This window comes from Stenotrophomonas humi, assembly GCF_001431415.1.
GTDB classification, from domain to species: Bacteria; Pseudomonadota; Gammaproteobacteria; order Xanthomonadales; family Xanthomonadaceae; genus Stenotrophomonas; species Stenotrophomonas humi.
On record NZ_LDJI01000004.1, the window covers coordinates 162605 to 177292 of the forward strand.

Consider the following 14688-nt stretch of genomic DNA (forward strand, 5'->3'; position numbering starts at 1 on the left):
GTTCAGGGCTTGCGGGGCAGGGTGGGCGGCTCGCCCACCGGGTCCTTGCGACGCTTCCAGTTGGCCAGGAGCACGGTGCTCAGGCCGAACAGGATCTCGTCGAGGAACGGCAGCGGATCAGGCAGCAGCATGCTGATGGCAAACAGGGCCGCAGTGATCTTGAACAGAGTGGGATACCGCAGCTTGCGCGCCCAGTTCATGAACGGCGTCAGCATCATGGTCGACATGGCAAATCCTGTTGTAGGGAGGACCAACAGCCGTGATATTGCGACGGTCGCAGCGTTTTCGATAGATGGCCGCCTGAGGTACCGGCCTCTGTTCAGCTTGATCGTGCTGGAATCGCCCCATATCAGAGCGCGGCCAAGCCGCTGGGAGCCCCCTATGAAGAGCACTACGACAACCATCCTGGTGGCAACCGGCGCACTGCTGGTCGGTGGTATCGCCACCGCCGCCTTCATGCAGGGCCGCGACAAGGCCACCACGCTGCCGGCGGCTGAAACACCGGCCCCGATGGTGGACGGTAGCCTCCCGGCCGACGATGCAGCGACCGATGCGCTCGCGGCAACCGGCAACAAGCTGGAGTACGCCGACGTGCTCAAGGTCGCCCCGGTGACCCAGAAAGAACGCATCTACGGCACCGTGACCGGCAGCGATCCGATCCGCGAGACCTCGAGCACCAGCACCCCGCATGAAGTCTGCGAAGACGTGGTGGTGCAGGAGCGCTTGCCCGAGCGCGATGGCAATGTCGGTGGCACGGTTGCCGGTGCGGTGATCGGCGGCCTGCTGGGCAACCAGGTGGGCGGCGGCAACGGCAAGAAGGCGGCCACCGCGTTGGGTGCAGCTGCAGGTGGTGTGATCGGCAACCAGGTCGACAAGCGCCATGTGGGCGGCCGTGTGGTCAATCGTACCGAACGCCAGTGCCACACCGAGCAGCGCACGGCGGAATCCAGCCGCGTCACCGGCTACAACGTCACCTACCGCAAGCCCGATGGCAGCACCGGGACCATGCGCATGGACAGCAAGCCGGGTGAGCGCGTGTCGCTGGGCAATGCCGACCAGACCATCGGGTATGACGTGACCTACCGTTATGACGGCCAGGAAAAGACCGTGCGCATGGACAACCGTCCGGCCAGCGATCGCCTGCCGGTACTGGATGGCCAGATCGTGACCCAGACGGCAGCCGTCGACGGCAGCAGCAACCGCCAGTAAGGCGTGGGATCGAAGGACGATGTGGAAGGCCGGCGCAAGCCGGCTTTCCGCGTTTCGGGGGGATGCAGTTCCCCTGTCGGGTGCTAGCGTTAGACGACTCATCAACGGAGCAGACAACCATGAGCGTCTTCGACCTGCGCCTGGAAACCGAACGACTGTTGTTGCGCCCGCCAACTGTGCAGGACTTCGAAGCCTTCGCCGCGTTCTGCGCCGACCCGATCACCATGCAGCACCTTGGTGGTGTGCAGGCCAAGCCGGTGGCTTGGCGCAGCTTCGCCGGGCTGGTGGGAAGTTGGCAGTTGCTGGGTTACTCGATGTTCTCGGTAATCGAGAAGAGCAGCGGCCGCTGGATGGGGCGCGTCGGGCCGTGGCAACCGTATGGGTGGCCGGGCACCGAAGTGGGCTGGAGCATCGCCTCCGAGTTCTGGGGCAGGGGATATGCCCCGGAGGCGGCGCGGGCAAGCATCGACTGGGCGTTCGACACGCTGGGCTGGAGTGAGGTCATCCATACCATTGCGCCGGATAACACCAACTCACAGGTGGTTGCGCGCAAGTTGGGCTCGAGCATCCTGCGCAGCACGCACCTGCCGCCGCCGAGCGAAGTACTGGTGGATGTCTGGGGGCAATCGCGTGCGCAGTGGTTGGCGCAACGCCGCTAGCGCCAGCCTGTGCGCGGCGGCGAGGTCGTGCAGTGGAGTGTGGCGCCGCCATGTGGCCGGAAGGTCGCGACATTTGCTGCAATTGCAGCTTTACCCCGCTGCGGGAAGTCCGGTCAAATGAGCGCAGTCACCTGCCATCGCGGCAGGCGGGAGAACCGGTTCAGTGAGTAATTCTGGGGCTGCGTTGACGGTGTATGGCATGTCCACGTCGGGCAATTGTCACAAGGTGCGATTGCTGCTGGAACAGTTGGGTACACGCTACGACTGGTGCGAGGTGGACAGTGCCGGTGGCCAGACCCGGACGCCGGAATTCCTGGCGATGAACCCGAACGGCAAAGTACCGTTGGTTCGGCGAAACGATGGCCGCGTGCTCACCGAATCCAATGCCATCCTGTTCTGGTTGGCCGAGGGTACGCCGTTCCTCCCGGTCGACGGCTGGCAGCGCGCACAGGCGTTGTCATGGATGTTTTTCGAGCAGTACAGCCACGAGCCCTACATCGCAGTGGCGCGTTTCATCTGCGGCTGGACGCCGGCCGATTCACCCCGTCGTACTGATCTGCCGAGGCTGCGTGAGCGCGGCCACGAAGCGCTGTCGGTGATGGAGCAGCATCTGGCTGCACATGACTGGTTCACCGGCCCGCATTACGGCATCGCCGATATCGCACTGTATGCCTATACCTCGGTCGCCGAGGACGGTGGACTGGTCTTGTCGGCCTATCCGGCCTTGCAGCGCTGGTTGCAACGCGTGCATGAGCAGCCGGGTTTCGTGTCGATGGCCCCGCCCGCTGCGGAGGTGCAGGCCCGCTTTATCGCTTCGCGTTGAATCCCAATCCCCCGCAATACCTGTCTGCCTTGTGGAGTCTGTCTGCATGTTCGCTCGTGTACCGAATCCCATTCCGGCCCGCATGAAGGGCCTGAACCGCGCTGAGATCTGCGATACCAATTTCATCGATCACGTCAAAGGCCTGGGGCAGGGGCCAGACTCGGGCCCGCAGGATGCGGCGCCGGTACTGCCGGGCAGCGCACTGGATGCGAAAGGATTCCGCGAACTGTTCGAGTCGCAGTTGATCAGCCGCCATCTGGATCTGATGGCGCGCGTGCTGCGCGTTCAGAACAAGGTCTTCTACACGATTGGCTCCTCCGGCCACGAAGGCAATGCGATGGTGGCGCGAGCCACCCGCCACACCGACCCCGCGTTCCTGCACTACCGCTCCGGCGGCTTCATGGCCGAGCGCTTCCGCAAGCTGCCGGGCATGGACCCGGTGATGGATTCGGCATTGTCCTTCGCTGCCAGCAAGGACGACCCGGCCAGTGGCGGCCGTCACAAGGTGTGGGGCAGCAAGCCGTTGTGGGTGCTGCCGCAGACCTCGACCATTGCCTCGCACCTGCCCAAGGCGCTGGGCACTGCGATGGCAATCGAAGCGGGCAAGCGCTTGGGCTCCGCCCTGCCGATACCCGATGACAGTATCGCCATCTGCTCTTTCGGTGATGCCTCGGCCAACCACGCCACCGCGCAGACGGCATTCAATGCCGCGGCATGGAGCAGCTTCCAGAAGCTGCCGGCGCCGGTGTTGTTCGTCTGCGAAGACAACGGCATCGGCATCTCGGTGAAGACGCCGGAAGGCTGGATCGGTGAGAGCTTCCGCCATCGCCCGGGGCTGGACTACTTTCAGGCCGACGGCCTGGATCTGGCCAATGGTTATGCCGATGTGCAGCGTGCCGTCGACCATTGCCGGCGCACGCGTCGGCCCACCTTCCTGCACCTGCGCACCACGCGTTTGATGGGCCATGCCGGCACCGATTTCGAGATCGAATGGCGCGCGCTGGAAGAGCTGTGTGCGGTGGAAGCGGGCGATCCGCTGTTGCGCTCGGCGCAGATCGCCATCGCGTCGGGTTTGATGGACAAGGAAGAAGTGCTGGCGCTGTACGAGCACACGCGCAAGCGCTGTTTCGAGGCAGCCGAAGCAGCCGACCAGCGCCCGCGCCTGAAGAGCCTGCAGGAAGTAGTGACGCCGCTGGCGCCCTACACGCCGGACAAGGTGCATGCCGAAGCCAACCGCGCCGACTACAGTGAGCGCCGCCTGCAGGTGTTTGGCAGCGAAGCGGCATTGCCGGAGAGCCAGCCGCCCAGGCATCTGGCCATCCAGATCAACCAGGCCCTGCACGACCTGTTCTGCAAGTACCCGGAGACGCTGCTGTTCGGCGAGGACGTGGCACAGAAGGGCGGCGTCTACACGGTGACCAAGGGCCTGCAGAAGGCGTTTGGCCCGCGTCGCGTGTTCAACACCCTGCTGGACGAAACCATGATCCTGGGCATGGCCCAGGGTTTCGCCAACATGGGCCTGCTGCCGCTGCCGGAAATCCAGTACCTGGCCTATCTGCACAATGCCGTGGACCAGGTGCGTGGCGAGGCGTGCTCGCTGCAGTTCTTCTCCAATGATCAATACCGCAACCCGATGTTGATCCGCATTGCCGGGCTGGGTTACCAGAAGGGCTTTGGCGGCCACTTCCACAATGACAATTCGATCACCGCCATCCGTGACATTCCGGGCTTGGTGGTGGGGTGCCCATCGCGCGGCGATGATGCGGCGGCGATGCTGCGTACCCTGGCGGCGTTGGCCAAGGTGGACGGTCGCGTGTGCATCTTCCTCGAGCCCATCGCGCTGTACATGACCAAGGATCTGCATGAAGCCGGCGATGGCCAGTGGCTGTTTCCGTATCCAGCGCCGGGGCAGAGCATCGCGCTGGGCGAAGGACGCGTTTACGGCGAGGGCAATGACGACCTGGTGATCTTCAGCTATGGCAACGGCGTACCGATGAGCCTGCGTGCTGCACGCAGCATCGAGCAGGCTCATGGATGGAAGGTGCGGGTGATCGACCTGCGCTGGCTGGTGCCGCTCAACGATGCCTGGATTGCCGAACAGGCCCGGGGCGCCAAGCGCATCATCGTCGTGGATGAAGGCCGCCACAGTGCCGGTGTGGGCGAGGGCGTGATCACTGCACTGGTCGAAGCCGGGTTGGGCAATGTGCCGCTGCGGCGGGTGACCGGCGCCGATACCTATACGCCGTTGGCCGGCGCGGCATTGCTGGTGCTGCCGGGTGATGCCGATGTGGTGGCTGCGGCGGCCGAGCTGGGATGACGGGAGGGTTCGCGTGCTTCGCCTTCGTTCGCGGGGCGGAGTCGGGCGGGCACGCGACGGTCAGGCTTGCGGCGCACTGGGCGCGCTTGCGACAGCACACGGCAGGCGGCGGAGCGGGGGGGAGCTGCGGAAACGGCGAACCCCTTCACTCCGTCCAAAGCCTTCGCTGGCTAGCCTGTTGGCTCCATTCGCAGTGAGGTCGCCATGAGCCACTACAAGATCGCGGTATTCGTCGGCAGTCTGCGCAAGGAGTCGATCAATCGTCAGCTGGCGCATGCACTGGAAAAGCTGGCCGGTGATCGCGCCAGTTTCGAATACATCAAGATCGACGACATCCCGCTCTACAACCAGGATCACGACAAGCAGTTTCCGGCGCAGGGCACGCGCATGAAAGGCCAGGTCCGCGCGGCCGACGCGGTGCTGTTCGTCACCCCGGAGTACAACCGCTCCATTCCCGGTGTGCTCAAGAACGCCATCGACACCGCATCACGCCCCTATGGTGACAATGCATTCGCAGGCAAACCGGCGGCGGTGATCGGCAGTTCCATCGGTGCCATCGGCAGCGCGCTGGCCCAGCAGCATCTGCGCAATGTGCTGGTATTCGTGAACCTGGCGGTCATGGCGCAGCCGGAGGCCTTCGTGCACTACAAGGAGGGTCTGATCGAAGCCGACGGTACGATCAGCAACGAAGGCACGCGCAAGTTCCTGCAGGATTACATGGACGCCTTTCTGGACTGGATCCAGGTTCACCACAAGGGCTGAACCCCGGCGTGTCCGCGGTGCGGCGGGGTCGCCCCCCGGGGCCTGCATTTGCGATAATCAGCGCCCCGGTGCCGCAATGGTGCCGGGCGCGTCTTTCTGTATGACCACCCAATCCGCGCCTCCCGGGCATCCGTCCGGGGCTTGAGTTGTGGACAGGTTATCCACAGAGTTGTCCGTACCCCGGTGGCCGACGCCCACCTACCATGGCCGCACGGCCTTACTGTAGGAAAAACGCTTTTCATGCCCGCTCGTACTGGTTTCCGATCCGACCGCAATGACCGCTCCGAGCGCAGTGAACAGCGCATCGACGCCCTGCGCGTCCCCCCGCATTCGGTGGAAGCCGAACAGGCGGTGCTGGGTGGCTTGATGCTGGCGCCGGAGGCGTATGACCGGGTCAACGAGGCGCTGACCGAGAAAGATTTCTACCGTCGTGATCACCAGCTCATCTACCGTGCCATCCGCGAACTGTCCGAGCGCGACCGTCCGTTCGATGCGGTGACACTCGGCGAGTGGTTCGAGTCGCAGGGCAAGATGGACCAGGTGGGCGATGGTGCCTATCTGATCGAACTGGCCAGCACCACGCCATCGGCCGCCAACATCGGCGCCTATGCGGAGATCGTGCGCGACAAGGCGGTGCTGCGGCAGCTGATCCAGGTGGGCACGGACATCGTCAACGACGGCTTCCAGCCCGAAGGTCGCGACAGCTCCGAGCTGCTGCAGACCGCGGAAAAGTCGGTCTTCGCCATCGCCGAACAGGGCGCACGCGGGCGTACCGACTTCGTGGCCATGCCCGGCGCGTTGAAGGACGCCTTCGAGGAGCTGCGCAACCGCTTCGAGAACGGCGGCAACATCACCGGCCTGCCAACCGGCTACACCGATTTCGATGCGATGACCGCCGGTCTGCAGCCAACCGACCTGATCATCCTTGCCGCGCGTCCTGCGATGGGTAAAACCACGTTGGCGCTGAACATCGCCGAGTACGCCGCGATCAAGTCCAAGAAGGGCGTGGCGGTGTTCTCGATGGAAATGTCTGCTTCGCAGCTGGCCATGCGTCTGATCTCCTCCAACGGCCGCATCAATGCGCAGCGCCTGCGTACCGGCCAGCTGGAAGACGAGGACTGGAGCCGTGTCACCGGCGCCATCCGCATGCTGAAGGAAACCAAGATCTTCATCGACGATACGCCCGGCGTGTCGCCGGAGATCCTGCGTTCCAAGTGCCGGCGTCTCAAACGCGAACACGACCTGGGCCTGATCGTCATCGACTACCTGCAGCTGATGAGCGTGCCGGGCAACAGCGAGAACCGCGCTACCGAGATCTCGGAAATCTCGCGTGGCCTGAAGGGCCTGGCCAAGGAACTGAACGTGCCGGTGATCGCGCTGTCACAGCTCAACCGCTCGTTGGAAACGCGTACCGACAAGCGTCCGGTGATGGCTGACCTTCGCGAATCCGGCGCTATCGAGCAGGATGCGGACATGATCGTCTTCATCTACCGCGACGATTACTACAACAAGGAAACGTCGCCGGACAAGGGCCTGGCCGAGATCATCATCGGCAAGCACCGTGGTGGCCCGACCGGCTCGTGCAAGCTGAAATTCTTCGGTGAGTACACCCGATTCGACAACCTCAGCCATGATTCGGTGGGTTCGTTCGAGTAAGCGGGGGACAAGCGCATGTCAGTAGCCATAGTCTGGTTCAGGCGTGACCTGCGCCTGCGCGACAACCCCGCGCTGCAGGCGGCGATCGAGGCCGGCCACACGGTGCTGCCGGTCTACATCCACGCGCCGGAAGAAGAGGGTGCGTGGGCGCCGGGTGCTGCGTCCAATGCGTGGCTGCACCGTTCATTGCAGCAGCTTGATGCCGACCTGCGCCGCACCGGTTCATCGCTGGTGCTGCGCCGTGGCGACAGCATGGCGCAGCTGCAGGCGTTGATCGCACAGAGCGGTGCGGAAGCGGTTTACTGGAACCGCAAATACGAGCCTGCCACACAGCCGCGCGATGCGGCGATCAAGCGTGGCCTGCGCGAACAGGGTCTGCATGTGGAAAGCCATAACGGCTATCTGCTGTTCGAGCCGTGGGAACTGGCGACGCTGCAGGGCGGGCCGTACAAGGTGTTCACCCCGTTCTGGCGCAACGCGTTGAGCCACTGGCGCCTGCCGGCATTGTCGGCGGCGCCGTCCGTGCTGGTGTCGCCAAAGGTCGACAGCCTCGCGCTGAACGACTTGGGCCTGCAGCCGCAGCTTGGCTGGGATGCAGGTTTCTGGGCGCATTGGCAGCCCGGCGAGAGCGGTGCACAGGAAGCGCTGGAGGTGTTCATCGACGGCGCGCTCAACGGGTATCGGGAGCAGCGTGATCTGCCGGATCGTGTCGGCACCTCGCGGCTGTCGCCGCATCTGCACTTCGGCGAGATCGCGCCCTGGCATATCGCGCATGCGCTGGAATCACAGCGCAGCGCCGGTCGCGATGCTGATATCGACGGCTTCCTGCGGCAGCTGGGCTGGCGTGAATTCTCGTGGCACCTGCTGCATCACTTCCCGCAGACCTCCGATGCCAATCTCAACCCGGGTTTCGATGGTTTTGCGTGGGCGCCGGTGCAACCCGGGTTGCTGGAAGCCTGGCAGCACGGCCGCACCGGTATTCCGATCATCGATGCCGGCATGCGTGAGTTGTGGGCCACCGGAACCATGCATAACCGGGTACGGATGCTGGTGGGCAGCTTTCTGTGCAAGCACCTGCGCATGCATTGGAGGGAGGGCGCGCGTTGGTTCTGGGACACGCTGGTCGATGCCGACCTGGCCAACAACAGCATGGGCTGGCAATGGGTGGCCGGGACCGGCGCCGATGCGGCGCCGTATTTCCGCGTGTTCAACCCGGTGACGCAGGCGCAGAAGTTTGATCCGCAGGCGCGCTACATCACCCGATGGGTGCCGGAATTGGCTGCTTTGCCGCTGAAATCCCGGTTTGCCCCTTGGCTGTCACCAACCCTGCTGGCGCAGGCGGCACCGTTGTATCCAACGCAGCCGCTGGTGGATCTTGCCGAAGGCCGGGCGGCCGCATTGGACGCTTACCACCGTCGCCGATGAGAGTTTGAACGGTTCAGACAGAAAGATGAATGGAGCCTTGTGCTGCCCGGTTTCCATCATGCCGACATCGCATTGCTGTGTTTATCCTTGCCCGGCACCCACAAGGCCGACCGGCCCCCGAAGGAGTTTCATATGACCACCCGCAACGTGATTCGCAATATTTCCATCGGCCTGGTGGCCGCTGCCATTCTTTCGGGCTGCGCTACCGGTGGTTCGTATGTGCAGCAGGACCAGTACGGCAATACCCCGCAGCAGCAGAACAAGACCGGCAAGGGCGCGCTGATCGGCACCGCCATTGGTGTGGCTGCGGGCCTGCTCAGCGGTGGCGATGCCACCGAACGTCGCCAGCGTGCGATGGTCGGCGCCGGTATCGGCGCGCTGGGCGGCGCAGCGGTCGGCAACTACCAGGACCGCCAGGAGCGTGCCCTGCGTGAGCGCACCGCCAACACCGGCATCGACGTGCAGCGCGACGGCGACAACATCACCTTGAACCTGCCTGATGGCATTACCTTCGATTTCAACAAGACCACGCTCAAGCCGCAGTTCTACAGCGCGCTCAACGGCGTTGCCAGCACCCTGAACGAATACAACCAGACCATGATTGAAGTGGTCGGCCACACCGACAGCATCGGTACCGACGCGGTCAACAACCGCATCTCCAAGGAACGTGCCGATGCCGTGGCTGCCTACCTGGCCGCGCAGGGCGTGCAGCGCGCGCGTATCGAAACGCTGGGTGCGGGCAAGTCCTATCCGATCGCCGACAACAGCACCGATGCCGGCCGTGCGCAGAACCGCCGCGTCGAAATCCGTGTGATCCCGTTGCGTTCGTGATCGACGCCGCCGCATGTGTCAGCAGAAAGGGCCGCGAAAGCGGCCCTTTCTTTATGGGCTGCGTGAGATCCGGAAAGTGCTACGGCGCCACCGCGATGCTGTTGCGGCCCTGATGTTTGGCTTGATACAGCGCCGCATCCGCACGCGCGAACCAGTCCTGCCAGCGCTGCTCGCCGGCATACATTGCCGCACCCAGCGACACCGTGATGCGCCCGTCGGGGCCACGCAGTGCCTGATACACCGCTTTGCGGATGCGTTCGGCAAAACACTCCAGCGCCTCGCGTGAGCCGGTTTCGGCAAGGATCACGAATTCCTCGCCGCCGAAGCGGAACACCTTGTCGTTCTCGCGCAGCTCGAACCGCAGGATCGCGGCAAGGTCGGACAGCGCGACATCACCGGCGGCATGCCCATGCCGGTCGTTGATCGCCTTGAAGTAGTCGATGTCCAGCACCAGCAGCGCCTGCCGGGTGCGGCTTTCGCGGCTGCCGGACAGTTGCCGGAGCAGTGCCTTCTCGAGGGCACGGCGGTTGGGTAGGCCGGTGAGCGCGTCCTGCCAGGCCAGCTCTTCCAACTGCATGCGGTCGCCCTGCATGCGTCGGGAGAAGTGATAGCCGAAGCCGAAGGTCAGAGTGATGGCAACCAATGCCTGCAGATGCGCCTGCGCCCCGAGCAGCAAGCCCGGCATTGCCAGCAGCGCGGCGATCAACAGCAGGTTGATCGGCGTGGCGATCTGGTTGTGCACGATGAAAGCATTGGACATCAGTGCCAGGCACACCCAGGGCAGGGCGCTCTGACCCAGCACCCAGGCCGCCAGCACGCTGCCGCAGGCATTGGCCAGGCAAAGCAGTACGCCGGCCATCAGCAGTCGTTGCCGGTTGCGGTGTGCGAACACCGCTGCCACACCTGCCAATAGCGCCAGGGCGAAGCTGCCTGCGGCGAGCCCGTGGCGGCTCTCCAGCAGCAACCAGCCGGCAAAGAACAGCAAAGCCAAGGTGGTGATCGGGGCGATGGTGCGCAGTGGCACGCTGCGCAGTGCGTGCGACAAGGGAGAGACGGGACGCTGGCCGCCGACAGGTTCCATTTCGGCGGAAGATAGCAGGGCGCATGTGGTGGAGTTGTTCACCCGAAAGCGGGTGCGCCGGTGCCGGCGGAAGGCATTCAGGGAGGCATTCCGGCGTGTCTGTATGCCGCTGGCTAGGCATCACCGCGCAGGGCTGTCGGTGCTTCCGTGACGTCCCCGGCGGCGGGCGCGCGCTTGAGCCCGAACCACGGCCGGAGCAGGGAGCTGCGGCGGATCAGTTCATACGCCCCCAGGCACAGCGCGAAGGTACTTATGACCAGCAACAGCGCCTCGGCAGCCGGTGCGATGCGGGCTGGCTTGAGCGAATGGGCAAGTACCACGATCACGGTCTGGTGGAGGATGTAGAGTGGGAATACCGCCACGGTGAGGTAGCGCAGAGCGGCGCAGTCGGCGTGACGCCAGCGGTAGGCAAAGCCGAGCAGGGCAGCGATGGCGCACCACTGGTCCAGCGCCCAGACGATCCGCAGGCTGTAGCGCAATGCATCAGGCAGCGGTTGTGCGTCGGTGTAACCGGCGAAACACCACAAGTGGACGATCAGCGCATAGCTGCCGGCGGCCAAGCCCAGCGCAATCCAGCGCAAGCGCTGCAGGGATTCCCAGAAACGGCTGTCGAAGGCGGCCAGAAAGCCGATGAAGAACACCGTGGCGTACTCGGCATGGCTGTACCAGTCATCGATCAGCGCGTGGGTCTGCTCGAAGCGCTCGACCAGCAGCATGCGGGCCAGTGCCAATATCGCCACCGGCACCAACAGCGCACGCCAGCCGCCCAGGCCGAGGCTGGCCCAGTGGCGCAGGCGTTCAAACGCCGCGGTCGGTAGCAGCCGCCACAGCGCCCACGCCAGCAAGGTGTAACTCCACAGATACGGAAGGAACCACAGGTGGTTCCAGGTGGGCAGCAGCAGGCAATCACCGTCTTCGCCGCAGAAGCCACGGTAGGCGCTGAGGTACTTCGCGTAGAACGCCAGATACGACTCGCCATAGCCGCCGGGCAGTTGCTCGACCACCTGCAGATACGCCTGTGGCGGCACGATGATCAACATGCCGAACAGCAACGGCAGCAACAGCTGGCGCGAGCGTTGGCGCAGGAAGCCATTGGGAAGTTTGCGGAGCAGGTAGGCGGTCGCCACCCCGGATATCAGGAACAGCAGCGACATCCGCCAGGGGCTGGTGAGCAGCATGAACGGCTCCGGGCCTTCACCGGCATACGGGCTTTTGACATGCCAACCCCAGCTCACGTAGTACATGCCCACGTGGTAGATCACCAGCAGTCCGAACGCGATCACGCGCAGCCAGTCCAGGTCATGACGTCGTTGCATCGCTTCGTCTCACTGTTGCCTTGATGGAGCAGTGATTGAGCGTGATCGCAGCGGATGCGGCGAGGCGGATGTGATCGGCCGTGGCGTTCAAGGGACGAATGGTGGCAAAGCGGTGACGTAATGCCACGGCCTGTGTGGGCTGCTGGCCTAGAATGCGGACATGGAAACAACCCCCGTATGCGATGCGCTGGAGCGCTACAGGCCCTGGCAGCGCAGCACCGAGGTGCTGTTCTGGTTGTTGCTTGTGGGCATCAACTGCAGTGGCAACGCATTGACCAGTTGGATGGACGCAAGCCGTGGTGGCAGTGCTGCACTGCAGCCGTGGGAGCCTTGGGTGTGGGAGTTCTCCAGCGGGCTGGTGTGGCTGCTGATCGTGGTTCCCGCTGTCGTCTGGTTCACCCGGCGGGCGCCGCTGCATCTGGACAACTGGCGCCATCGTCTGCCGTGGTACGTATTGGCGAGTGTGCCGGTGTCATTGGTGCATGTGCTGGCCATGTTCGGGCTGCGCACACTTGCCTACCGGTTGCTGGGCGATCACTACGTGATCGACTCATTGCCGCATGAGTTGCTCTACGAGTACCTCAAGGATGCACGCACCTACGCTTTCATCGTCGCGCTCATTCACGGCTACCGCTTTCTGTTGCGACGCTTGCGCGGCGAAGTGCAGTTGCTGGCTGCACCCGATGAAGGGCCACCGCTGGAGCCGGTCGAGAGACCGGAGCGGTTGCTGGTGCGCAAACTGGGGCGTGACTTCCTGGTCGCCACGCAGGACATCGAATGGGCGCAGGCATCCGGCAACTATGTGAACCTGCATGTGCGTGGGCATGACTATCCCCTGCGCATCACCATGGCGGCACTGGAGACGAAACTGGACCCGGCCAGCTTTGTACGCGTGCACCGTAGTTGGATCATCCACATCGCCCATCTGGTCTCGATCGAGCCATTGGACGGGGGCGAGGCGCGGTTGCAGATGGCCGATGGCCAGCAGGTGCCGTGTAGTCGCCGCTACCTGCCACAGGTGCGGCAGCAGTTGAGCGATGGGCAGCGCGCGGCGTTGCCTGGCTGAATCTGAGTGTGAGGCTGCGTCGCAGCGCGGGGCCATGTGCCGCTGGCGGCTACCCGGAAAAGCGTCTGCCGAAGGTTCCCCGGCACTGCCGTGCAGGGGGATGCCTGCACGGGAGGGAGCCGGCGAGGTGCCGGCCCCCGGTTACCGCGAGCTGCTTACTTGCGGCGTGCCAGCAGGCGGTAGCCGCCGGTGGCATTGGAGTCGAAGCTGTGTGCCAGCAGCACGTAGCGGCCGGCGTCCAGTTCCACTTCCAGCGACGGGTCCAGGCTGCTGTCGCTGTCATCCTGCTTGGCGACTTCCTCACCGTCGCGCATCAGCGTGACCATGCCATCCAGGCCGCCGCTGCCGACCATGCTGATCACGTAGGTACCCTTGCGCGGGATCTCCAGCGTGTACAGGTCGCGATTGCCCGGGCGCAGCTGGCCCTGGACTTCGCGGCCGATCTTCAGTTCCGGGCGGGCCGCGCTTGCGCCGGCCGGCGAGGTCACGGTAGCCAGCTGGAACACACCACCGCGGCCGTTCACCGAACGCACCGAGATGTTGTACTCGCCGGCTTCCAGCACCTGGGTCAGGCGCGAGTTGGTGCCGTTGCCGGCGCCATCGTCGTCGCTCAGGGTGATGTCGCCGCCCTGCATGGTCAGCAGGGTGTCGATGTCGTTGCTGCTGGCATCGAACTGCACGCGGCGGCGCTCGGGCAGGGTGAGCACGAAGCTGCGGGTCGCGTCGGCTGCAACGAAGCCGTTGACCGAGCCGTCCACCGGCAGCGCGGTGCCGTCTTCAAACACCAGGCCTTCCGGCAGATCGGCCTGTTCCACGCTCAGGTAGAAGGCGCCAGCGGCATCGCTGAAGCCGGCAGCCTTGAGGGTGTAGGTGCCCGGCTGCAGCGGAGCCTTCAGGCGCGCGTTCAACTGGTTGCCGCCGTCGTCGTCTTCCATGTTGACGCCGTTGCCGCTCAGTTCCAGGCGCGAATCGAACTCGCTGGACTCCATGTCGATGGTGTACAGGCCCGGCTTGCTGACCTGCAGGGTGTAGCTCTTGTCGCCACCGCGCAGCCAATCGGTGATGCGCTGGCCTGCGGCGAGCGGCTTGCCGTCATAGGCGACGATCGGTTCGACCGACAGCTGGAACGGGCCAAAGGCGCGGGCATCTGCGCCGCTGACAGCCACCATGTACGAACCAGCCTTGTCGGCGCGCACGCTCAGCGTGCTGTCGCCCTTTTCACTGGCTTCGGAGCGGCCTACCAGCGCGTCACGGTGGAACACCGCCAGCGTGCCGTTGAGGGCGCCTTCCAGCTTCAGCGAAACCGCCTGGCCGGCGGCCAGCTGCAGCGTGAACAGCTGGCTGCGGGTGCCGTCGGCATAGTTGACCGGGGTGGCGGAGGTGATTTCACCGGAAACGTCGGCGTTGAGAGCCAGGGGGCGGGCAGCCGGGGCGGCGTGAGCGGGGACGTTCACGGCGGCGGCGATGGCCAGGGACAGCAGTCCTGCTGCAAATCGCTTCACTTCGATCTTCCTTAGTGGATGGAACGGGGGTGTTGTGCAGG

At 64.5% G+C, this 14688-nt stretch carries 13 protein-coding genes; 9 read left to right on the forward strand and 4 right to left on the reverse strand.

The window, feature by feature from the left end; all coding sequences use genetic code 11:
• Window positions 1-2: 2 nt before the first annotated feature.
• Window positions 3-227 carry a DUF6116 family protein gene (locus tag ABB26_RS02110; protein ID WP_057631921.1) on the reverse strand — a complete coding sequence of 75 codons (225 nt, stop codon included), beginning with the start codon at window positions 225-227 and terminating at the stop codon, window positions 3-5.
• Between the two features lie 154 nt (window positions 228-381).
• Here ABB26_RS02110 and ABB26_RS02115 point away from each other — a divergent pair, with 154 nt between their 5' ends.
• The 8 genes from ABB26_RS02115 to ABB26_RS02150 all read left to right on the forward strand — a co-directional run bounded on the left by ABB26_RS02115 (window position 382) and on the right by ABB26_RS02150 (window position 9682).
• Window positions 382-1209: a glycine zipper 2TM domain-containing protein gene (locus ABB26_RS02115; protein WP_057631922.1), complete on the forward strand. Its 828-nt coding sequence runs from the start codon at window positions 382-384 to the stop codon at window positions 1207-1209.
• A 119-nt stretch (window positions 1210-1328) separates the two neighbouring features.
• Window positions 1329-1868 carry a GNAT family N-acetyltransferase gene (locus ABB26_RS02120; protein WP_057631923.1) on the forward strand — a complete coding sequence of 180 codons (540 nt, stop codon included), beginning with the start codon at window positions 1329-1331 and terminating at the stop codon, window positions 1866-1868.
• A 163-nt stretch (window positions 1869-2031) separates the two neighbouring features.
• Window positions 2032-2691: a glutathione S-transferase family protein gene (locus ABB26_RS02125; protein ID WP_057631924.1), complete on the forward strand. Its 660-nt coding sequence runs from the start codon at window positions 2032-2034 to the stop codon at window positions 2689-2691.
• Window positions 2692-2737: 46 nt separating this feature from the next.
• Window positions 2738-5008: a thiamine pyrophosphate-dependent enzyme gene (locus tag ABB26_RS02130; protein ID WP_057631925.1), complete on the forward strand. Its 2271-nt coding sequence runs from the start codon at window positions 2738-2740 to the stop codon at window positions 5006-5008.
• A 204-nt stretch (window positions 5009-5212) separates the two neighbouring features.
• The gene (locus ABB26_RS02135) at window positions 5213-5770 is read left to right on the forward strand and encodes an NADPH-dependent FMN reductase (protein ID WP_057631926.1); all 558 of its coding nucleotides are present in this window, start codon (window positions 5213-5215) and stop codon (window positions 5768-5770) included.
• A 240-nt stretch (window positions 5771-6010) separates the two neighbouring features.
• Window positions 6011-7426 (forward strand): replicative DNA helicase, encoded by a 1416-nt coding sequence (locus tag ABB26_RS02140; RefSeq protein ID WP_057631927.1) that lies wholly within the window; start codon window positions 6011-6013, stop codon window positions 7424-7426.
• Window positions 7427-7441: 15 nt separating this feature from the next.
• Complete coding sequence (locus ABB26_RS02145; RefSeq protein WP_057631928.1) at window positions 7442-8851, forward strand: cryptochrome/photolyase family protein; 1410 nt, start codon at window positions 7442-7444, stop codon at window positions 8849-8851.
• 132 nt (window positions 8852-8983) lie between these two features.
• Window positions 8984-9682, forward strand: coding sequence for a YiaD family glycine zipper/OmpA-like lipoprotein (locus ABB26_RS02150; protein ID WP_057631929.1), 699 nt, complete (start codon window positions 8984-8986; stop codon window positions 9680-9682).
• A gap of 79 nt (window positions 9683-9761) precedes the next feature.
• Here the strand turns inward: ABB26_RS02150 and ABB26_RS02155 are convergent, their stop codons facing one another.
• On the reverse strand, window positions 9762-10727 hold the full coding sequence (locus tag ABB26_RS02155; protein WP_161808999.1) for a GGDEF domain-containing protein: 966 nt from the start codon (window positions 10725-10727) through the stop codon (window positions 9762-9764).
• 149 nt (window positions 10728-10876) lie between these two features.
• Entirely contained in the window at window positions 10877-12079 is a 1203-nt protein-coding gene (locus ABB26_RS02160; RefSeq protein WP_083490634.1) for an acyltransferase family protein, read from the reverse strand.
• A 160-nt stretch (window positions 12080-12239) separates the two neighbouring features.
• Here ABB26_RS02160 and ABB26_RS02165 point away from each other — a divergent pair, with 160 nt between their 5' ends.
• Window positions 12240-13145: a LytTR family DNA-binding domain-containing protein gene (locus ABB26_RS02165; protein ID WP_057631930.1), complete on the forward strand. Its 906-nt coding sequence runs from the start codon at window positions 12240-12242 to the stop codon at window positions 13143-13145.
• Between the two features lie 155 nt (window positions 13146-13300).
• Here ABB26_RS02165 and ABB26_RS02175 read toward each other — a convergent pair whose 3' ends face one another.
• A complete protein-coding gene (locus ABB26_RS02175) occupies window positions 13301-14647 on the reverse strand; it encodes a PPC domain-containing protein (RefSeq protein WP_083490635.1) in 1347 nt (448 codons plus the stop codon).
• Window positions 14648-14688: the final 41 nt, after the last annotated feature.